Annotated in this window: 16 protein-coding genes and 1 pseudogene; 6 read left to right on the plus strand and 11 right to left on the minus strand. The window is 48.3% G+C overall.

Going from position 1 to position 21,067, the window contains the following annotated elements; genetic code table 11:
* Positions 1-45: 45 nt before the first annotated feature.
* The 5 genes from DB032_RS19580 to DB032_RS19595 form a co-directional block, all read right to left on the minus strand.
* Positions 46-726 (minus strand): type IV toxin-antitoxin system AbiEi family antitoxin domain-containing protein, encoded by a 681-nt coding sequence (locus DB032_RS19580; protein ID WP_107800940.1) that lies wholly within the window; start codon positions 724-726, stop codon positions 46-48.
* A 92-nt stretch (positions 727-818) separates the two neighbouring features.
* On the minus strand, positions 819-2,195 hold the full coding sequence (locus tag DB032_RS19585) for an ATP-binding protein (RefSeq protein WP_107800941.1): 1,377 nt from the start codon (positions 2,193-2,195) through the stop codon (positions 819-821).
* Positions 2,192-4,207, minus strand: coding sequence for a transposase (locus tag DB032_RS23935; RefSeq protein WP_146176752.1), 2,016 nt, complete (start codon positions 4,205-4,207; stop codon positions 2,192-2,194). Before DB032_RS23935 ends, DB032_RS19585 begins: the two co-directional genes overlap by 4 nt.
* A 2-nt stretch (positions 4,208-4,209) precedes the next feature.
* Positions 4,210-5,196 (minus strand): hypothetical protein, encoded by a 987-nt coding sequence (locus DB032_RS23940; protein WP_146176753.1) that lies wholly within the window; start codon positions 5,194-5,196, stop codon positions 4,210-4,212.
* 306 nt (positions 5,197-5,502) lie between these two features.
* A complete protein-coding gene (locus DB032_RS19595; protein WP_370445207.1) occupies positions 5,503-5,823 on the minus strand; it encodes a DNA-binding protein in 321 nt (106 codons plus the stop codon).
* 174 nt (positions 5,824-5,997) lie between these two features.
* Here DB032_RS19595 and DB032_RS19600 point away from each other — a divergent pair, with 174 nt between their 5' ends.
* Together DB032_RS19600 and DB032_RS19605 are read left to right on the plus strand one after the other, a co-directional pair.
* A complete protein-coding gene (locus DB032_RS19600; protein WP_107800943.1) occupies positions 5,998-7,764 on the plus strand; it encodes a TnsD family Tn7-like transposition protein in 1,767 nt (588 codons plus the stop codon).
* A gap of 85 nt (positions 7,765-7,849) precedes the next feature.
* A complete protein-coding gene (locus tag DB032_RS19605) occupies positions 7,850-9,010 on the plus strand; it encodes a TniQ family protein (protein ID WP_107800944.1) in 1,161 nt (386 codons plus the stop codon).
* A gap of 235 nt (positions 9,011-9,245) precedes the next feature.
* On the opposite strand, the gene DB032_RS19610 is transcribed toward DB032_RS19605, so the two are convergent.
* The 6 genes from DB032_RS19610 to DB032_RS19635 form a co-directional block, all read right to left on the minus strand.
* A complete protein-coding gene (locus DB032_RS19610; protein ID WP_107800945.1) occupies positions 9,246-9,725 on the minus strand; it encodes a 3'-5' exoribonuclease in 480 nt (159 codons plus the stop codon).
* Between the two features lie 533 nt (positions 9,726-10,258).
* The gene (locus DB032_RS19615; protein ID WP_233246747.1) at positions 10,259-11,431 is read right to left on the minus strand and encodes a hypothetical protein; all 1,173 of its coding nucleotides are present in this window, start codon (positions 11,429-11,431) and stop codon (positions 10,259-10,261) included.
* A gap of 94 nt (positions 11,432-11,525) precedes the next feature.
* On the minus strand, positions 11,526-12,371 hold the full coding sequence (locus tag DB032_RS19620) for a TIR domain-containing protein (protein WP_199225944.1): 846 nt from the start codon (positions 12,369-12,371) through the stop codon (positions 11,526-11,528).
* Positions 12,372-12,451: 80 nt separating this feature from the next.
* Positions 12,452-13,036, minus strand: a complete 585-nt coding sequence (locus tag DB032_RS19625; RefSeq protein WP_158274375.1) for a Mov34/MPN/PAD-1 family protein — start codon at positions 13,034-13,036, stop codon at positions 12,452-12,454.
* A complete protein-coding gene (locus DB032_RS19630; RefSeq protein WP_233246748.1) occupies positions 13,033-14,313 on the minus strand; it encodes a ThiF family adenylyltransferase in 1,281 nt (426 codons plus the stop codon). The genes DB032_RS19625 and DB032_RS19630 overlap by 4 nt, the downstream gene beginning before the upstream one ends.
* 425 nt (positions 14,314-14,738) lie before the next feature.
* A complete protein-coding gene (locus tag DB032_RS19635; protein WP_107800949.1) occupies positions 14,739-16,298 on the minus strand; it encodes an adenylate/guanylate cyclase domain-containing protein in 1,560 nt (519 codons plus the stop codon).
* 821 nt (positions 16,299-17,119) lie between these two features.
* On the opposite strand from DB032_RS19635, the gene DB032_RS19640 reads away from it, so the two are divergent.
* The 4 genes and pseudogenes from DB032_RS19640 (at position 17,120) to DB032_RS24680 (ending at position 20,598) form a co-directional block, all read left to right on the plus strand.
* Positions 17,120-17,830 carry a histidine phosphatase family protein gene (locus DB032_RS19640; protein ID WP_107800950.1) on the plus strand — a complete coding sequence of 237 codons (711 nt, stop codon included), beginning with the start codon at positions 17,120-17,122 and terminating at the stop codon, positions 17,828-17,830.
* Complete coding sequence (locus DB032_RS19645; protein WP_107800951.1) at positions 17,831-19,243, plus strand: MBL fold metallo-hydrolase; 1,413 nt, start codon at positions 17,831-17,833, stop codon at positions 19,241-19,243.
* 2 nt (positions 19,244-19,245) lie between these two features.
* A pseudogene (locus DB032_RS24910) lies at positions 19,246-19,614 on the plus strand (MBL fold metallo-hydrolase); the annotation flags it as partial.
* Between the two features lie 138 nt (positions 19,615-19,752).
* Positions 19,753-20,598 (plus strand): hypothetical protein, encoded by an 846-nt coding sequence (locus DB032_RS24680; RefSeq protein ID WP_233246749.1) that lies wholly within the window; start codon positions 19,753-19,755, stop codon positions 20,596-20,598.
* Positions 20,599-21,067: the final 469 nt, after the last annotated feature.

Raw genomic sequence — 21,067 nt, forward strand, 5'->3', positions numbered from 1 at the left:
ATTCAAGATTCATTCAATTAAAAAGGATATATCGAGCATTTATATTTAGACCTTACGACGAAAAAAATCATACTTCAATACCTCATTACCCCACGAGTAACCCGCCTCCACCCCAAGCTTGCAAACCAGTTTAACGACTTTTACTCTGCTGCAGTAATTCATTAGTTCAACCAAAACAGCCGGTCTAAGGTTGCGTAACATGACGGCAAGATTACGAACCTCTTCCATGGATTGTCCCTTTCCGACCTCACTCGCTAGCTCAAGAAGAGCCCGCTCGGGGCAGGAAACTAAAACATTCGGATTGCCGTAAGGCATTGGCTTTATCCGTGAGCTATAAGGAAAGTCTTCATTAAATATAGAAGTGGTTTGGTAGGAAAAAAGCATTACCTCTTCAACCCAAGGAGGAAATTTGTATTTTGTTTGTCCCCACAGCACGACCTTCTCTCGGAAAGGTATATTATGGCGAACGCCATACCAAGCCAGTGCTGTTTTCCCACCGACATGAAGCCCCTTGATCCGTCTACCTAGAAATGCAATCGTGCCGTCTCTTGTTGGCTTATCTCCTGTTAAAAGATAAGCTCCCGACGACAACCTATATATCCATCCTTCCTCGACGAGATGGGATGCTAAATGAACGCTAACACCAAGTTCGCTCAGCAATACAGAATCCAGAGGCTGGCCCCTTGGAGTCTCTCTCATCAAGTGCTGAACAATTCGGTTTATCATTGCCGTTCCCTTAGCCCACCAGCACAAATTTGATCATTACTACAATATCCAACAAAATTCTAAAATATTTTTAAAATACTACCTCAGATATATCATGTCTTCTTAGACAGAATGGAGTTCTGAAACTCTTGAGCAGCCGCAATAATCTCATCCGCAGATTTTGGTTTTTTTGTACGCATAGAAAAGACAGTACTAGTCTTATTAGATTTACCTGAATTCTGCTCAGCTTTTTTAGAACCAGCCAACTTGTCACAATTTTTACGTTCTTCCTCCGTCAGCGAAGAGTTCAATCCAGCCTCCCATACGCGTCGCTCACGTTCCTCCTGAAGATGCTCAGCGACAGCCTGCACTTTACTCTTTGGCAGTTCAAATGGACATATAAGATGAGAGTCTGCCTTTGAGAACTTAGCCATCGAGCCCACGATTGATATTTCATTAAGCTTCATCACATCGCATCGATTAATTGTAAATTCTAACGACTGGTAGGCGGTACAAACGTCTTCAATGGTAATCACCACTTTCCCATTTCCCCTAGAAATTTTATATGCAATAGCAATCAAATTATTTACCAACCTAGGCAACCCAGCGGAATAATTAAACATAGCCGCTCGATCCTGAACAGGGTCAACGAAAAAAAACCCACCAAGCACTCGTTTAATTTCATGAAGATATTTCACCCAATCTTCACCACGAGGATCCTCAGGCAATAACACAATTGGACTTGATAACAAACGCTGCTTATCTTCCTGCGGCCTTCTGGACAAGCGATGGCCTAAGCTATAGTTAGCGGAAAATACAAAAGGCACACCAATCGATCTGAATTTCAGCAAATATTTAGTAACTAGAGCATTCGCATGTTCACCAGCATTTAAATGTTGAAACTCATCAGCAATCAACAATCCAACTCCATCACGAAAAGCTCGATCATGACAACGCCGGATTAAGTTACGCGGTCGAGTATTCTCCTCACCGAGCCCTTGAACATACGGAGAAAGCAAGTCTGACAACGAAGCATCAGCTGATAATCTTACATACCAACATGATCGGACAGGGAAGGGGTCATGACCCTCACCAACATCAACTTCAAAGTCTGCTGGCAACACCTTTTGGAGTGCTTCTAAAAGGACGCTTTTTCCGACTCCGGCAAGGCCAGACAGGCAATAAGCAGACGGAAGCTTATCATCTTTATAAGTCGGGTTATATACATCACGAAGAAATGCTGATCTATTGCTATAGCGATCTTTTACGCAGCCAAATATATAATCAATAATCCACCTTATTATGCGTACGTTCTGATCAGTCGGAAGATAGATCTGCTTTAACCGACTTTCTATTTCAGCTACCGCCTCACCGACAGAAAGATCCACCAACCTCATCAAAGGCTCAGGGGCCACCTTGACTCTGCTTCGAATAGCATCATCATCCAGCAATGGAACAAAGCGATCAACCCAAGGATTCTGATTATTCATGACGCTTTCTTTTTAGGAGACAATATGGATTTTGCTTCATTGGCTTCGCGTTGCTGCAAGGCACCTCCCTTGCCGGGGCTTCCTTTCTTCTGACTACCAGAATGCCATTTCTTCCCGGTGAGCCTTTCAAATTCCAGGTATGCCTCTGCCTTTGTTGCAAGCTTATGAATACGAAACATAGGCTTCTGCTTATTTCTTTGCTCTTCCATAGTTTCAAGCTCAACCGAACTCATAAAAAGCTGCTCTTCTGAATCTCGAATTGGCAATTTAGCCGCCAACAGGATAATCTTTCCATCTATCTCAGCCCATAAATAGCGCAGACAACAGTCAAGCATATATCCATTACAGTCAGCGTTCTGCCCTCGTGAAACACGTTCAATCAAGCCCGTCTCGCGCAGAGACCTAGAGTCAAAACGTTGGGTGCGATAATATAAGCCGTCATGCTGCACCGTCAGCTTGATAGGCGTAAGATATGTTCGGACAGCATCTTGAATGGAAATTGGCAAGGCGCAAGTTCGCCCTCTCTGGTCCAAAAAATTCCAGACTCCAATTGGATTAGGAAATACATTATCCGCGATCATTTCAGGCGTCCGTCTATTATCTGCATCAGAACATGAATTATCCACAAGCACACGTTTAATTTCCCGACGAGCCATTTGAACAGGATTCAAATCACTGGCAATGTAGACTGGTTCACCTTCTGTTTTGGTATCACGCGGATGGGATGATTCGGAAGTAGCTTTACTCTGTCCACTATAAGAGGGGGGTAACCCTTTAATTGCAAACCGATATGGGCCATCAGGGATAATGTCCAGCTTAGCGCCAGGCCCCTTGTCCGTAATCAGGTGCGGAGATCTACCGTGATTGGGCCACTGTTCTTTTTTGATTTTCATTCCAAACAAGGAACAAAAAAATTCTTTAGGTACCGCCATGCAAAACAATGCCAAACGGTAAGCGATATGCGTTTCGCTACCAAAAGAGAATCCAATACCAAGCACCAATCCAGATACGTGGCAAACTATTCGAACCACAACCAGTGGTGGCAATACACTCCCCTCCAGAAAACCGCGAGGACGATCCTTACAATAGTAACCATCACTTTCTATAATCTCGAGCAAGTTACTCACTCTCTCGGAGAATCGTCCTTCTGAGGAGCCCTTGGTTCGTCGGACTCTAACTTCACCATAAATTTTTATATGGACCGCCTCCTTACCAATCTCTTTATAGAGATGATAAGTATACTGATCATATGTCGGGTAAGGCTTTCCTCCGTATATAAATCTCTTACCGCCATTCTGATCTACCGTGACCTTACATTTGAAAAATCGAACCATTGCCTCCGCATATATATCACCAATTTTCCTACCCAATATTGCAAGCTTCGCAAAGGAATCAATAATTAATTTCTTCATTTCTTGTGTAACACGAAACCCGGACTCCCCACCCGTCACAGAAGATTTTCTTCCCAGTTTCTTCGTATTTAGTTTTTCATCTCGATTCCATGTCTCTACTTTTTGTGGCAGTAGAACCTCAAGCTTTTCCCCAAAGGCAAGATAGGTAAAAAACCACAATCTTATTCTTGTTTCATTTTTCCTGTTTTTTGCTGCATGCTTATTGATCATTACACACGGATCTTCTGCGCTAAGGACAGCATCAACGTTTTCAATTAGCGCAGCGATAGCATCAAACCGATCGTTCACCACTTCACGATATGTTTTTTTGGCCTGATACTTTCGATTGCGTTCGATTGCAGTTAGGGAAAGCTCTTCATAGCTCTTTAGCCACGGAGGCATGGTGGCCTGATTTTCCTTCTCAACGATTAATTTTCCAACACAACCATCCTCAAAAAAACGGCGGTTTATCTCCACTAACTCTACAGCCGGCTTCCCCTCAGAAAATACCAACAAAAGTACTCGGTTTCGTTTTGAATCATTCTTTAGAAGCGAGTAAGTGATCCCCTTTTCCAAATGATGAAATCCATCCGGCGCCAGAAGCTGAGTCCCAATTTGCATACTCAGCCCTCGAACCAATTTTTATAGACATCGAGAATGTCGCACTCTTCTTCATGGAGGGGATGATTGGCAAGAATTGGACGAAAAAGATCGACTCGAAGCTGTCTCTTCCAAATAGCCTGATGCAATGCCACTCGAACCTCTTCAGGCCGGCATTTATATTTAGCGGCAAGCGGTGCAAATACACTGAATGGAGCGACTCGACAATTCACCATATCGTTGAAGTCGCAAACCAATTCCTGATATTGAGCAGGTTTTAACGAAACAAGCATTTCGCGTGAGTATCCACATAGAACGCGGAGATTTTCAGCCGCCTCCTCATCAATATCTGTCCATGTAACCCTGATAGTTCTAATGGATGCGTCCTTGTGATATTCCTCCTCCATTACATGCCTTTTCTCGGCTTTCGCTTCTTCTTCTTTTGCATACATGGGATTAAGAATCCTGCCAATCCCACGCTGCTTATATCCCAAAGCATCCTTTTTCACGGTCCAATTGACACAGTAAGGGATGTTGAAATCATCAAGCAAAAATAGTAAAAAGTCTCCTAAATAAGGAAAGGGTTGCCATTGCGTGATGAACGGATCTTTGCTGACTACGACCTCTACCATTGGATGCTTATTCAGCACACCAAGCCGTTCCATAACCTTCACTGTCCCTTGAACAGGTGGCAGCAGCATTCCGGTGGCGAACGGGTGAGTAGTTAGGGGGTGAGGAGATGGGAGCATCGACAGCATTTTTTGCTCATGCAAGTCGAATAGCCTCGGATTGTAGAGGGCAAGGAACGCTGCAAACATCTCGGGCTCGGACATGCAATGTATATCGCGCGCAAGCAAAGAGGAATAAACGGTTTCCGGACGGCTATCGCGAGGGGCCTCCTGCGCAGAAGCTTGAACAGCGGGCTGGTAATCCTTTCCCCATCGAGGGACACTTTGGCGTTCAAGTATTTTTTCTAGGCGTTGGGCCGTTAGCCCTTTGGAAGTTGCCATGCGGTATCCTGTAGCTGCCAAGGCGTGCGGACGTCTATGCCGCCACCCTGAGCATGTGGTTTCCTCGTTCAAGCACTTCATGAGGAAGAATCACAGGCAAATGGGCGTGCTGATTCCCAACCGGCCTTGACAGACTGGCTTTTTTGTCACAGGATAGGTATGTCAGATCCAATATGACATGCATATCCAAAAAGGCCATTTTCTTTGCAGAGAAAATGGCCTTTGTGCTTTCCTCGACCCAAACTTACCGATGTAACATCACATTCCCTACTCCTCGCGTATCTTAAAGTACCCGTTTAACGCATCCTATGAAGCGGTCTTGAGCTTGCTTGTCTTCTCCGCCTGCTTTAGCCCAAGGGCAATTGCAATACGGTGGGATGCGCCATGCCTCCCTTTTGTACGGCCATTTAGCACAGCATAGACATCCTCGCGGCGAAACCCATGTGCATGGGCCCATTCCGTTACGGTAACGCCCTCTTGTTCGAACTGGCTCCGTACATCTTCTAAGCTCAGCACATCATGTTTCATAGCCGCCAATCCAATCACATTCCTTACAATCCGATCAAACGATAGGGTAAATTTCACATATAGAAAAATAGTTTTTCCAAATAACATCAAATTTAACATTGAATAATACAAAAACCATCAATTTCAATACATGACACGTACAAATAAATATTTGACTCATTAAATATTATTGTTATTTTTACTATAAAAAATACTCATTTTCCTCTTCCAATTATCTTTGTATTAATGAACAATATTTAGCAGCCCCTTAATGCATCAAATGTCCGATGTACGATGAGCCACGATACCTATCTTCAACTCCCCACATTGGGAACCAACGCTGTCACCAGTTGGCTGCCTGACGAGACGCTGTTTAGCCTATGCAGTCGGTACCATGTGATTGTGGGTAATGTGCTAGCGCGCACGACATGCAGCGTGCTCTTCGGACACCCTCAGCGCGGTGCTCAGCACGATCTACCAAGCCGACTTGATGAATTTGTTAAGCGGACAGAAGGCTGTTTCGGTGATGTGCAACAGATCATTACTCAACACACATTGTTACCGTTTTACCTGCCATGGAAATCCCTTCAGCAACAGGCTGACACCGTTGCCACCTGCCGAGGAGAAGGCCTGGGATCATTGAAGTACCGGCTAGGTCTGCTTACCTCTCGATTTGGTGCCAACCATCCGTTGAAAGCATGTCCACAATGCATGCGGGAAGATGTGCAATACCATGATGTTTCGTACTGGCACAGAATTCACCAACTGCCTGGGATGTGGGTATGCCCTGTACATAGAGAGTGGCTGTTGGTATCCAATGTCAAATCAACTGGGGTCGGTCGCTTTCTGTGGTTCCTCCCAACAACTGCAATTTTAAGTCCGCCCAGTCCTACGAACCGAATGGACACCTCTGCTGCGACCGTGACTGCGCTGGGAACCCTCTCCATGGAGGCGACGAATCTTCCTCTGCACAGTACGATACACCCCATCTATTTGAGGCAGGCGTACCTGGAACGCTTAGAGGCATTGGATTTACGAGTGGGGAATCGGCTAAAATTGGAAACGGCCTCCCACGCATTTCTCGAATCATTGTTTCCCTTACGGTGTATTCCTGAATTGGAAGCGCTACCTTCCTCATTGACAGAAGCAGAATCACAATTAGGTCGGTTACTCCGCAGATCAGACTCTTTAGCTCACCCCTTGCGGCATTTGGCCATCATTATGTGGCTTTTCAAGTCATGGGAGGATTTCTGGACTACTTACCAGAAGCTCAATTACAAAGACGTGAGGGATGACTGCAGTTCGACCATATCAATCTTCCCGCCAGAAAAACGTAGCGATTTGATTGGTCGTCGAAAATCATTTATTGATCTTATTCAATCGGGTAAATCCATTCATTCTGCGGCGAAAGATTTTGGCATTGACACGAATACTGCAATGGCTTGGGCCGCCAAGGAAAATATAACAATCAAACGACGCCCCAAAAAAATTAATCCTGAAATTAGAGAAAAATTAATCAACGAATTACGTCAGGGCTGTGCAAAGAAAATTTTAGCAGATAGGTATGACCTCTCCATCCAAACCATCACTACAACCCTGCGAACTGAACCTGGCCTTCAGCAAGAATGGCACGCAGCTCGAGAGAGAAATGCTAGAAACGAAAAGCGCAGGCTTCTTGAAGCAGTTCGAATAGCCAACCCTAGTTTTGGCATCAAAGCCATAAGACTACTGGAGCCTGGTGCATATGCATGGCTTTACCGCAATGATCGAGCTTGGCTTATTCAATTCACCTCTTCATTACCCCCATTAAGCTTGGGAAATAATAGCAAAGTAGATTGGGATCGACGTGATCACGAGTTGGCATTACTAGTCAAGAATGTGGCCATTATGCTAGTTGAACAAATCCCAAATCGACGCTTGACTCTGCAATTAATTTACCAGCACGCACCGTCACTCCGACCGAAACTCAGCAAGCTCGAGCGCCTTCCTTTGACACACCGCATGCTAAATGAGGTTTTATCATGCAAATTTCTAGCTTCAACAGACAACCTTCCACTTTAATATTAAATATTCCCATACCTAGAAGAGTATCGCTTGGTTTTCATTACTAAGTGCCTCTGCCCGCCTTGACATACCTATTTAAAATATGAAATTTTTGACTGCTGCCCCCTTGCCTGATGAATTCATTGCGGGGCACATTGGGCGGCTACGACTTATAAATGGCTTGGATACCTCTGCACAGCTTTTTCGCGCTTTGGATCATTTTAATCGAGGAGGCATAAAAGATGGAAGTCCAGACCCTATTTACAAACTAATCTCGGATTTCATTGGCTTTGACTCAGCCGAATATGTTCGACAGCATTCAATGCTTCCGTTTAATCGAGTCGCAGCACAGAACCAGCAAGAAACTTGCTCCTTTGCCAAGGTGGCAAGTGCACAGCAGCGATCAGCATTAGTCCACGAACGAGGCGGTGCTTACTACTGTGTCAACTGCGTTGACATTGATCGCGTTCCATATTGGCGAAGGGTTCACCAACTTCCTGGCATGTACGTTTGCCCAGATCATGGAAACGCCCTTTCCTATGTAACTGACAAAGCAGCTTTTGAATATTCGCCTTGCCGATGGATCGGGAATAGCCATCAAGTATCGCATGATCTTGAGGCCCTTCATGCGCATCCTGTCGTGGCTCGCTACACGAAGATAGCCTTAAGATTCCTTGCAGATGGAAAAAGAACATGTAGATTCACCGCTTCCTGTGCGCTTGGTAACTCAATGAGAAAAGTTGGTTTAAGAATTGGTATAGTAGGTGTACGACCGACGCTCAGTGATTATATAAAACAACACTTGCCAATTACTTGGCTTTGTCAAATTTGGCCTGAACTAGCTGTAAAATCTGCTGGCAGTCAATTCGTCCCGATTGATGGTGCTTGCCGCTCTCAGGTAAGCCATGGCGTTACATATGCTGTTGCGCTTGCAGCGCTCTTCGATGATTCCAAACATGGGCTTTCTGAATTTTTCCGGCCATTAAGTGAGCAAGTAAAAGAAAAGTGGAAGCCCCCCCTTACTACTGGACAACGTTTGAGGCGTGAAATTCTTCCCATATATTTAAAAAACAACGGTAGCCTACCGATGATCGCCAAGGAAATGGATATAAATTACGATGCTCTTTTGAGGAGAACCAGAAGAGCTGGCTTGCCGCGTTTGTTTTACACCGAAGAAAGCCATCGCCGAGAAATTTTGGATTTTTTGGCCACAGCTTCTATTGAGGACATTGATACATGGGCTACAAAATACGAAAAGCAATAATTTCAAAACGACTTCAATTTGATAGAGACATACACTGATTCAAATATTTTAAATATTAAGTAGCACAGCTGTATTGACAAGGTAAGCGCTTACACCGAGCACGTGTTCACCGTAAGCGAGTAAGCGGATTACCGGAGTAGTACAACTGTCGCAATAATTTGAGCGCGGCTCGCCCGAATAAACTGCTGTCTTTGATTGACGATCTAACTTTAGTAGCAGGGATGAAGAGCCTCACCTAGCAAGCATTGGAGGCTGCAAGCCAGCCCGCACGATGGGCATGAGCATCGTACAAGGCATGATGCCAAGACTGACCAGTCGCCGCATGGTACGCAGCCACGGCGCGATCAAATGTAGGATTAACTTGGAACTGTCTCAGGTCGAGCCAGCCTGCGAGGTTCTCTGGCCAAAGCCCGTCTAGGACATCATCAAGTAAGTCACGGTCATGTTGTGAATCGCACGCTAACACCACCTCCTGTGGCAGCGAATCGAACCACTGACGCAACCGTCCGGGCAATTCAGCCTTGGACACACTCGCCCCATCTACCCGCCCAAGTTGCGACCATACGGCAGCCTGTACAAACGCATTGCACTTCAAGCGGTCGAAGTCCTGCACCTCTAGATAGAGCTCATGTTGGCCATCCTCACTGACCATGCCGATGCTAATCAGCTCACAATCGATGAAGTCGGTAAACTCAGTATCCAAGAAGACCAACATGCGTCCTTCCTCTCAAAAAATGTCTCCACTTCCAGTTGACTGACTGGTTTAGGCGGGAAACTCTTGACAATTTTTAGCTGACCCGCTGTAATCATTACTGCGAGCTGCCGCGCAATGCAGCCTTTACCTGCGCACTATCAAAAGTGCCCTGTTTCGCTTGAAATTCACGTGAAACAGTCGATTGTAGCCTAGGAATTTTCCACTCCAGCGATATTTGTACCTTTGAATTTAGGTATGAATAGTATAAAGCAGCATAGGCTATATGGACCACGCTGGTGAATCCTTTTTCAATAGGAGATCACCAATGAAGCCTCGCGTGAAAATTTCCATCCGCCTCTGGTGGATTCGCGTACAAATCAATTTCTAACGATCTAAGACAAAAAGCAGCGGAATCGCTGCTTTTTGTCTTTTCACGTCCACCGTCTACATTCTCAACTCGGCCGAACACTGGACTCAAGTAAAGGACAACCATTTTTCATTGCCTTAAGTTCCATTATTTTCTTAGATCAAGAATTTAAATTTAAAAAATATTTCTACATCCCAAGCTCAAAACCACGCTCCCTCTCTCGCCCCTTTTCCCTTTGATGTGATTTAGCAATTCCAAGTTTCTCCCGATAGTAATCTGAAATTGTAGAGAGAAGATGGTTTTTAGACAATTTCTGACTATATTCAGGCCCATCCGCCATAGCAGTAACAATGTAAAGCGGCTTCATTTCAGATACTTCTTCAAGGTAAGCTTTTAGAGCACCTATGTCAGCAAACGATCCAACATTACGGTATTTACCAGTACACATAACAAGAAACTCAGGCAAGCGTACCCCAATAGCAGATAGATCTGCAGAATACTTTCCATCAGTCCATGAAAGCTTGCTGACCGGCACCGAAGGCACATAAGGAAGTTCTTTGGCATATTGCATATACAGCCCGAACGCTCCCCTTATCGGGTCATGAACCCTCGAAAGGGCCTCAACCTGTAAGCCATTTTTATTCTCCTGGTCGAATCTGAGATTAAATCCAGAATCAGATCTTTTTGCTTGAATCCAAAATACTCTTGCCAACCCATCTGAAATCAAGGGACTCCCAGCAACAATTAGGAGGATATCAGCACCAACAGCAGCCTCCTTCATTGCAGGCTCACATTGCTCAAATATGGCGTTATAGGCAATTTGCAGCCCCCCTCCACCATCCAAAAACGATGATGCCGTTTTTGCCTGTTGGCTTAACTCATCGAGAAAAGCTCTAGAAACACCATCTTCATTCTTTGCTCCTGATGTGGCCTCTACAGCCGCATCCGATGCATGAGCCATGCACCAATATAGCAGCCATTGCGCTGGTGAAGAAAACTTTCTTGGATCACCAAGATCAGAAAATCTTGCACCGCCGCCTAGAAAACTCTCCAAATTAATTAAAGTGTTTTTCTGAAAATTGACAGGAGTCTCAATAGGAAACTCCACCAATCTCATGGAACACCAGTCCAGTTGCTTTCTCATTAATTTTCCGCGGCCTACTTGTTGCTCATATTTATCCTCAACTCGCAACAAAGCAAGTCGTGCCTCTTTGAGCTGGCTATCTAAGTTTGCAGAAGATATCTTGAGTCGCTGCAAAATCTCGGATAGTTGAGAAATTTTTTGATTAGCAGCTAATAGCTCCTCCTCGCGAGCCAGCCCAAAAAAAGACAAAACTGAGTCATAAAAAGGCAACGCCATATCCTCCAGCGATAAAAGTATAGAACCTATACTTAAGCTTTAATTCCCCGCATACTTATTTGATAAGCCAAAAATGATGTTTTAGATTCATTCCTCAAACATTTGGCCCTAGTCGGCGGATATGATCACGCAACTTGTCACATGCTGGCGCCAGCAGCGCTGAAGCGTCTTTCCCAGCCTCAAACCGGTATGGCACCGTCGTCACACCGGCGAGATCGCTCGGCAGCTTAACGTCAACATCGCGCGGTTCCATCAATATGGCTCGCTCCCTGCCCAGGCGCCCGACGAACATACCGAGTTCAAATACCACATTGTCTCGTGGTGCCGGCCACTGCTTACCACGCGATCTAGTCACATCATCTTCGTGGGCAATTGCAATTGCAAAATCCGACTCATTAACAGCCTCTTCCAAGCTTGCCAGAGCATATCCTGCAATGCGGAAGACCCCATCAGTCCACACCGTCACGAGGAATGGATCATGCTCGAACGCGGCCTGTACTTTGCGAGCGATCGGCAAGCCTTCCACGGATGAAATAATGAACACACGAATCTTCTCGCGTGCCGCACCTATGAGATTATTACGTTGCAGCAATCGCTTCGACAGCTCTTTAGCGAGAGTCATGTAGATCTCTGGGTAGCGCTGTCCAAGTTCAGCTAGATCAGCTTCGCTAATTTTTGCCACAACGGTTACATTGTCTGCTATGACCGTTGCCGAACGCGGTTGAGTTGGCTCGATGACAGCCATCTCCCCAACATGGTCACCCGCGTGGCGAGTGGCCACCACCTTGCCGTTCACACATATGGACACAGTGCCGGCGAGAATAAAATATACATCATTATCATATTCCCCCTGCTCGATTAGCCTGTCACCGGCCTGATACTCAATTAGTGCAATGCGGCCATCTATCTCATTTGCTAATTCGGTATTACCACTGATCATTCTCAATCTTTTGAGTGAATCCAGCCGAATTCGCTTTCCAGCATCCCCCTCAAACCGCTTTAACATTTCCATCCCTCAAACTATTTGATAAATTTCTCAAGCACGTTTAATGCTTTCTTTAAACATGCACGACCACTTCTCCCAAACACCTTCCCATGCTTCTGCTGTTTTTCCCAATAACTAGCAGAATCAGTGATGTTACCAGTCTCTGTACTTGACAGACCAATACGCAGTGGAGATTGGCAGCGCCTGAAGGCATATGCACTTGCTTCGATAATTGATTTTGGCATTTTCACTACAAGAAGAACTAAGAACTGGGCATTTTGATCCCGTTCTTCAATGAGCTTCTGCATTTGAGAAAAATCAGTTTGGCTCGGTAGGGCAGGAAAACTTGGATGAGAATGCCATTCACCTAAGTAGTTAAATCTTTGGTAGTCATGTCCTGTACGCTCAAAGAATTGCCTCATGAATTGGTGATGCTTTGGAGAGCTACGCCGAAAGTGGGAAAAGGAGCCATCCCGCTGCACCGATAAATCGAGGACAAGAAAACGGCCATCGCCAAGATCTTGGCCAGCAAGTATCCCACCAATCTCCTTCGAGCCAGCTCGCCTTAGCTCTCGCCTTAATTTGTTCACGCACCGCTTATTTAGCACGACCTCGATCATGACATTATTCTCATATATTGGCGGGCAATCTTGCCGAACTCTCCTACAGGGAGCGGTAACGATGAGGAGGTATTTGAAGACCCGCCTGTAAATGGGATGGGAAATGTCGCAAATGGCTCGGTGAAAATCCATTCAGCTCTCAGCCCAATCATGTAAGCCGAGTAGGGGTAACTGGATGAGTCGGGTTTGACCAGAAGATCAATGGCAAACTTCGCCAAATGAGAAGCGATGACGGAAACATCCGCATCATCTGCAATCATTGGCGGTTGACCTTCCTTTCCGGCCCCATAATCTATTTCTGCCGCTGCCGGGGGCTCAGGAAACTCAGGATTGGCACACCAATTACTAATTTCTGTACGAGCTGCAAACGGCCCAGGGTCAACTCTTGGACGGCTACGGGCGATGTACCCCCCATATCCGCCCGCAAACACGGAACCCCAGACCATTGGGATGCCATAGTTCTCCGCAGCCGCCGCGGCATAGTTGAAACCATCGGCACTACCGCTAGCATCAACAATAAGGTCACAGGTGCCCAAGTTAGAAAGAGCAGATAGCAGCAGCTTCGTTGAGGTTTGCCCACCTAACTTCATGCGCAATACTTGAACATCAATACCTGGAGCGATCAGCTCTAACCGTTTTTTTATTGCTTCGGCTTTATGCGCACCGACTGAATTCCAATCCAAATCATGCCTTACCAAGTTACCATCAGTCAGTAAGTCATCATCAATGACCAGAAATTTCCGAGCCCCAGCACGCGCAATGCTCGCGGCAACCTTACTCCCCATGGAGCCAGCGCCGATCAGTCCAATACGTTTTGAAGCAAGGACCGCATTTGATGGAGATAGCCGTGCCGCATACTCCTGCTTAAGTATCCCGACCTTCGAAATGGTGTCTTTTTTGGCATCCAGGTAATGACAATAGACTTCCTCAGGAAGAGCGAGAAACAGCACCATATCTTCCGTCAACGGCTCAACTGAGAACTGCGACCATAGTTCGGTAGCAGTGAGTGCATCAGGCCGTTTTGCAAGGCTCGCATTGGCATCGTCAGTGGCAAGGGGAAACGCATAACCATTAGTAAAGGCACGCCCCCTAAATGAAGCGGGGACACTAGGGTCCGCCCACTCTGTTCCATCGGCCAGCATAAGGGTGGCCGGAGTATAAATCATTGCATTCTCGCTGAAGGAGATAGCAAGGCGACATCGACATCCTGCAGGCTGCTCCATCAGCTTATTCAGGAAGGCAGGCATAACTACCAAACGCCGGAATTGCCAGAGCATTTGCTGCCCTTCGCTCAACACATGAGCGCTAGGTGCGGTCCGCCGATGCCCCTTCTCATCGGAGGCGCACTCGGTCAACAGCAGCGAACGTGCACTACGGACCATGTCAGCGCCAGTGCAGAGGGGGCTCCAATTGTCTGAACGGATCTGCAAGCACAGTTCGCCTCCGACACCCCATTGATGCCCCGACCAAAGCTCTCCTTCTCTGCGAGGTACTATCTGTGGAGGTGCCCAGGGAAATACATGCGGATAGGAGAGCCAAGCTTCGTATACTTTTTCGCCCACGCGAAAATCGAGCTTAACTCGTAACGTGCCGCTCTCCCGTTCGACCTGCCACTCGGCCTGGTCTATCCAGCCCGCGGAACTCAATACCTTAAGAGCCGCCATCTCGGCATCAAGTCTCTCAAGGTTACTGACGAACCACATCAGGCAAAGCCCGGCGGAATTTTAGACGGAGATGCTGCTTGCGAGGGGAAACTAAACCCTGCGGTAGCGGTGCTTGCCACAGCGGTCGCAACGGTAGCAGGGCGGAGCAAATTGCCCTCTGTACGTGCGGTCGATGCCTTTGTCTTTTTCTCCAGACTGAGGGTGGCTTCATCATAGTCAAAACCCGACCTGATTCTTTCCTCACCAAACAGCTCTTTGAAAGCATCCGGGGCTGACTTGTTAAGTTCCGGCCCGATAGCAGTTTCAGATCCATCGCAACGAAGCTGCTCGTCTTCAGAGCTAAGGACCGACCTGCTAATACAGCAGCGGATCATCTCTCCTTTAATGCCAAGCCTTGTTACAGCCAAAAATCCATGCTCCAGGCCGATTGCCAATCCAAGATTCCCGGCATCGACGCCTTCTTCCGCAAGGGTCTCCATGGCCAACTCGAAACTGCTGCGCATGGCCGCCGCACAGAGCATGGCGTTCTTCGCAGTCTCATCGTCATCTGTTGTATGCGCGGTTCCCTCAACCAGGATTCCGTGTACACAATCACCGATAAAACGGATCTTGAGACCTGCAAAGTCGTTATACAGAACCGAGTCGAGCTCCGCTCTCAGCACATGAAGTGTCCTGACGACATCCTTCGCCGATTCGTCATCTTCAATACGTTCAGCAACGTACTTTGTAAAGCCATCAATATCCGCGTAAATGGAGGTAGCCTCCTGGCGACGAGAGTTCTTGGGTGACAGCAAGTCGAGATCAAGGCTACCGAAAGGTGGGGTATGGCGAGTGAAATCGAAAGAGCCGATCGGATTCTTGTCCAAATCACCCTCCCAGTCCGCAATCACATCATCTACTGTGATTCCGAGGTTAGCCTTGTCCTGCGACTCTTCCACCTGCTTGTCAGAAAGCTTGGTAGCTTTCTCATCCTTGACGGATGCCCACTCCACAGTACTGCGCGCAGAGTTGGTCATGTAGATTCCGGTAGCGGTCCCACCACCAGAAAGCTTCGCTGCCAGATTCGCGGGTTCACCCAAGAACAACGGCTCCCTACTACCACGTCGGCCATTCGTAACTGCCAAGGCTTTTCCAGAGTCAATGCCCACACGTACTTGCGCGGCAGGCAAAGGATCATCGCTATCTTCACCTGTGCGCGCCAAAACATCACAGATCAGTTTTGCAGTAGCTACAGCCTTATGGATACGAGCGACTTCATCTCCATAGGGTTTGGCGAAGACCGCATGCAAGCGCTGATTGTGGAAATCAACCTGGATGGCTTCGACATCAAGAAGAATATTGCGTACCGCCCGGTAGTGCAGGTTCAAAAAGCGCAAGGTTCGCCGGTGAGCTCGCACTCCACCGGAGTCCAGCATTTCATCGATATTCAGAATGTCGATGTAGAGATGAACGCCATCCACCCGGTAAGCTGTCCCAGTTGGAAGCCCCGTCAGGTCGGTTTCACGCGCGTATTCTTTGATAGTGACTTCCTCAACCTCAGCCATCCGAGTGTCGATGCGCCGCTCAGCTTCATTCCTGTCCCATTTCCGACTTGCCATTTCACCCCCTCTGGTAGCGCACCGCTACAGCCAAACACAGATATCCAATCGTTCTAGCACCGAGCCATTTATACAATATATACACCAAAGTTAACAAAATACAACCATATATTGTGCCAACAACAGCATGATGACCTGGTGAATATGTAAGTTACATATAGGCAACGCAACTGAAATCAAGCTTTTGATTGGTCACGTCTCTGAAATGGGCGTGTCCAGATTTCTTTGTAAACTGGCCATTACAAATTGCATCTCTGATCTGAGTCACAGTCGACGTTTTACCGCCACTCTCACTGGCCCGACTTCACCTCAGCACAAGTAGCAGGTAGGTAGATAGCCTAATGTTGGCTTGGCCGACGCAACTGACGTTGCGTCAGCCAGGTCGGCAGCTGTTCGACCTGAGCTGGACGTACGCTCGGTTAAATGTCCTATGTCATGTCGGCAGCTGACATTGATTACGGTAAATAAGTCTGAAATGAAACTGTCTTCAGTGGAGAAGGACAGCAGTCACCTTCCTGCTGTCACTCAACTTCGTTCGAGCACATCGGCAGCATCTGGGTTGCACTATCGTCCCCCTAAAAGCTGACTGACCACATCCGCCGTAACTCGAAGTAATACTAAAATTCCACTTGTATTAATGCCGTTGCCATCTATGTTTTTGGAATGTATGTGTTACATGTGCATGTGGGATGTCGGTGAGGAGCACTGATAGGCGGAAACAGGCATGTGAGGTTTCAACCGTTGACCTACCGGCGTGCGAGGCATGTTAGTACAGTTGTGTCCGTCAGTTGCGGGCATGAGTTTTCTGAGAGGTGGCTGAGATGGAACTGATTCTTGTCCGGCACGCGCAAAATGTGCTGCCTGAAGCACAAAAGTCAATCGACGAACAGTTTATTGCAGATACTGAGCTGACCTCTACAGGCCAAACGCAAGCTCAGCAGCTTGCAGCCAAGCTAAAGACTTTGCGGCCCACCCGGGCAACGACGCTGATATCGAGCCCTGCTAAGCGGTGTGTGCTCACTGCCGAGGAAGTGGGGCATGCACTCGGATTGAAGGTGTCGTTGGAGCCGAGAATCGGCGATAGGCGCCACGGAAGTCAGCGCTTCGAAAATCTGGACCATTATCGTCAATGGCAGCTCGATGCATGGCGCGCTCCTGCTGAGGCCCAGCATGGGTCTGAATCATTATTGTCACAGCGTCGCCGTGTTCGGTCGTGGCTCGTCGCCGCCCAAGGTCTTGGACTTGACCGCATGATCGTAGTAACCCATGGTTCCGTAATAGAGCAGGTTACAGGGGTTCTGCTGGGTATTCCAACCCGTCGCATGGCCATGAACTTCCTGCAATGTGATCACGCACATTTTCACAGATGGGACTTGCGTGGGTCGGAAAGAGCCATCCTCATGGAGGCGAACGTATCGCCCACAGTACTCGTCACTCCTAGCAAGAAGGACACGCACGCTGCAATTTCTAGCCGGCTCGCTGCGGAGAGTGACGCCAGCGCGTTCGTTGTCGATAAGTATTACGTTCGATAGATGCGCGCTCAACCGGCATTGCGCTTGGAGTACATCGGGCATAACGCTTGGTACGTATCCGTCGGCGAGCATGGCCTGTTGATTGATCCGCTGCTGTTGCCGACTTTCGGCAACAGTGCGGTGCAGCCATTTCAGGTGCACCCCCACGCCCCGGTAGTCACCCCTGAACACTTGCTTTGCACTCACGTGCTGCTCACCCACGAGCACTCAGATCATGTGCATCTTGGATCTTTGAGGCTTCTGCCGCCCTGCTCAAACGTCTATGTCGGTCCAGTATTTCCAGCATACTTGGAACGGGCGGTAAGAGAGCTCGGGCACATCGTACATCGCTGCGACTATCTAATTCGCTTTGATATCAATGGCATCTCCATTTGCCTTTATCCGTGTGATCCAGCGACCGCATTTTGGGAACAACGGGTATCCCAGCCACTGCTGTCGGCCTCGCCTGATCTCTCTGATGGGATCTTCATGTCGGTCGACGCGCTCGTTTCAATAGAGTACCTGGAAGAGCTAGAACGAAATCTGGTGCCACCTCCCAGTGCTATTGCTATCTCCAATAACGCCTACATAATGCCGCCTGGCCACTTTGGGCCTCTGGACAGCATAGGAACCATTGCGGGCCCTAGTGGCATCGCAGGTCTCGATTTGCTATTCGAGTTGACTACTTTACCTTCTCCCATTGATCAAATTAGGCCTAAGGTCATCGTTGGCGGGGGCGGAATACGCCGGTTTGACGAAACGCTGCATTGGCCTTTCTGTGACCAGCAAGAACTGTCCCGCCTTGGGCACCTGCTGGCCCCTCAATTGGCGTATGAGGCGCCTTGGCCTGGCGACCTAGTCTGGGTGCAAGATGGCGACGTACACGTTCACGTACGAAAGAAAGAGACACAACCGGATCCAACACTTTCATTCGCACAAGCCCGGCCTCCCTTGTTTGAAGCTGTGGTAACCCAACAGTTGTCCGGCCGCTCGCAAAGTGATTGTGAGGCATTGGTACAGGGCGAGTTGCCGAGGCTGGAGATAGCGTTAGGAATGTCACTGCTGTCAGAGTATTGGTGGCAGGCTGAACATGAGACCGATTACGTCACGATATTGGCGATGTTGCGTGACGCTGATGATGCAGTTCCCCTCGTCTACGCATTGAAAGGAATCGAAGGTCGCTTTAATCGCATCGAAGCGACTGAGCTGAATGGATTGGTGCGGCAGGCCCCCTTTGGACTCATCTGCCATCTACAGGACTTCGCTGCGATGATCGCAGGAGATGTAGAAATTTGGGATATTGCAGGGAAAGGGATCAAGTGCTGGCATCCGCCGCGCCACACCCTCACCAATTTGGCATCGTTCCTCTATGCCTACTTTGGGGAGCAGGTGCGGCCTGAGCTTGCGACCAATTGCCTTGCCAGGATGCAATGACGATGGAGCTTCGTTCCCTAGGGCATCAGAGTTGGTTGGTAACTTCTGATCACGCTTCGATATTGGTGGATCCAGTCCTCTTCGGCACATTTGGGGCTTCCTCGCTGATGCATGCGGAAGTAGATGGGCCGCAGCTTTGGACAGAATGGAATCGGTCCATCAATGCTGTGTTTCTGACTTGCCACCATACCGACCACTTCGACCTTCCCAGCCTTGCCCACTTGGCACGGAGTGTGTCCCCCCCGACCGTCTACCTTCATAGCTGGCAGCCAGCCGTGGTTCGGAGAGTCTTGGAAGCCATAGGTCTCCAGACATGCACTGTGCGCATCGGCGAGCCAATTCGTATCGGGGATTTCAGCTTTCAGTTCTTACGCCGCTACAGAGGCGAACATCGATGGGAACGGGCGTCCGCAAGTCTTTGGGTGCGGCACGAGATGGGAAGCGTTTTCTTGCAGGCTGAAGGACACCCATCGACAATCGCAGATGTGCCTGGGAGGATAGACGCTGCGGTGCTCACCAACAATTCACAATTAATGGACGGCCGACGCGCGGGGTTCTTCAGCAATATACGAAAGACCGAAGATCCTCGTGCACCACTTGCGTCTTACTACAGTTCCCTGGTGGACTTGAATGCGTTGGAAGTACCTGTGCCCTCTGTCATTTTTACCGGGACCGACTTCGCATTTCGCGCGCACGGTGTTTCGAGTCGAATTGAATTCGATGCAGTGCATTCGGATGGAGCTCAACGAGCGTTACGTGCCCTCTCTAACGGAGTAGACGTTCACCTCGCGTGGGCGGGTATAGGGTGGCAGCTTAGCCACGGCCGAATGACGTCGATGATGCAGCAAGAGTTCAATCCACATGGCGGGACAGGGCGCACTGTATGTGCATATAAGCCAGTGAAGGAGCCCGACGTTTTGGGGCTGCTACAACAACTTCAAGTTCCACTGTTATTGGCACCGCTCGGACGAATGCTCGTGAACTGCCATCGTTTTGGGGGGCATCCTCTCGGACCTCATCGCCTCCTGCTTCGTTTAATCGACCGTCAGCACATCACGAATCTAACTTTCAACGTGAATTCTGGTTGCTTTGAGCCCGCCGGAGACGAGGTTAGAACTCAATTGTTCCCTTTTCTTTTGGAGGCGCCAACGGAGTACTTAGCCGCCTTGCTCAATGACCAGATTGGCGTCTGGGAGTTCAGCCACCATCCTGCAGTGCGGCAGACCTATGTGGGGCAGCCGACTGATAGCCCGCTGTCGTTCTTAGCATCCTACTTATGTCCCACGCTCCATCCCGATCATTTTGAGCGATTGCACTTCGCACAGCTCTCGCGGCTAATTGATCAATTTTATTGATCTGCGGATCCTAATTGGTCGACGGTGCCTAAGTTCGCCCCGGCTGAGCTATTGTGTGGATTTAACCCCACCATTTAACAGGACACTATCCGACTCGTGGGCTGATATCTCCATTAGGCAGCGAACTTCCTCGACGTCGGCAAACAGAAACACACCGCTCGTTTGTCTGAGCCGACGCTGACAGCTGCAATGGCCGAGATCCGGACAAGGTCGGGATCGACTGGCCTGATTTGCCTGTGTTCGCATCTCTCCAGACGCTGTTCGCCTGTGAATAGATCGAACTGATTGTGATCCCCATGCCTAATGACACGCATTCCCTCTACACGTGATGGGCTGTGGTTGCGTGGGTGTCGTGACCGTATCTTGATTGCCCCAGCACGCAGACCATGCATTGCTTGTCTCGGTACTTACCGAGCAGCTTGACAAGGACCCCACTGCATTGGAATTGGATTGACTAACCGTGTTCAGT

The organism is Chromobacterium sp. Panama (assembly GCF_003052555.1).
GTDB lineage: Bacteria > Pseudomonadota > Gammaproteobacteria > Burkholderiales > Chromobacteriaceae > Chromobacterium.

Excerpts from the sequence above, each read along its gene's own strand:
- DB032_RS19580 (WP_107800940.1), bottom strand. The coding sequence starts at position 726 with ATGATAAACCGAATTGTTCAGCACTTGATGAGAGAGACTCCAAGGGGC.
- DB032_RS19585 (WP_107800941.1), bottom strand. The coding sequence starts at position 2,195 with ATGAATAATCAGAATCCTTGGGTTGATCGCTTTGTTCCATTGCTGGAT.
- DB032_RS23935 (WP_146176752.1), bottom strand. The coding sequence starts at position 4,207 with ATGCAAATTGGGACTCAGCTTCTGGCGCCGGATGGATTTCATCATTTG.
- DB032_RS23940 (WP_146176753.1), bottom strand. The coding sequence starts at position 5,196 with ATGGCAACTTCCAAAGGGCTAACGGCCCAACGCCTAGAAAAAATACTT.
- DB032_RS19595 (WP_370445207.1), bottom strand. The coding sequence starts at position 5,823 with ATGTTAAATTTGATGTTATTTGGAAAAACTATTTTTCTATATGTGAAA.
- DB032_RS19600 (WP_107800943.1), top strand. The coding sequence starts at position 5,998 with ATGAGCCACGATACCTATCTTCAACTCCCCACATTGGGAACCAACGCT.
- DB032_RS19605 (WP_107800944.1), top strand. The coding sequence starts at position 7,850 with ATGAAATTTTTGACTGCTGCCCCCTTGCCTGATGAATTCATTGCGGGG.
- DB032_RS19610 (WP_107800945.1), bottom strand. The coding sequence starts at position 9,725 with ATGTTGGTCTTCTTGGATACTGAGTTTACCGACTTCATCGATTGTGAG.
- DB032_RS19615 (WP_233246747.1), bottom strand. The coding sequence starts at position 11,431 with ATGGCGTTGCCTTTTTATGACTCAGTTTTGTCTTTTTTTGGGCTGGCT.
- DB032_RS19620 (WP_199225944.1), bottom strand. The coding sequence starts at position 12,371 with ATGATCAGTGGTAATACCGAATTAGCAAATGAGATAGATGGCCGCATT.
- DB032_RS19625 (WP_158274375.1), bottom strand. The coding sequence starts at position 13,036 with ATGATCGAGGTCGTGCTAAATAAGCGGTGCGTGAACAAATTAAGGCGA.
- DB032_RS19630 (WP_233246748.1), bottom strand. The coding sequence starts at position 14,313 with ATGCTCTGGCAATTCCGGCGTTTGGTAGTTATGCCTGCCTTCCTGAAT.
- DB032_RS19635 (WP_107800949.1), bottom strand. The coding sequence starts at position 16,298 with ATGGCAAGTCGGAAATGGGACAGGAATGAAGCTGAGCGGCGCATCGAC.
- DB032_RS19640 (WP_107800950.1), top strand. The coding sequence starts at position 17,120 with ATGGAACTGATTCTTGTCCGGCACGCGCAAAATGTGCTGCCTGAAGCA.
- DB032_RS19645 (WP_107800951.1), top strand. The coding sequence starts at position 17,831 with ATGCGCGCTCAACCGGCATTGCGCTTGGAGTACATCGGGCATAACGCT.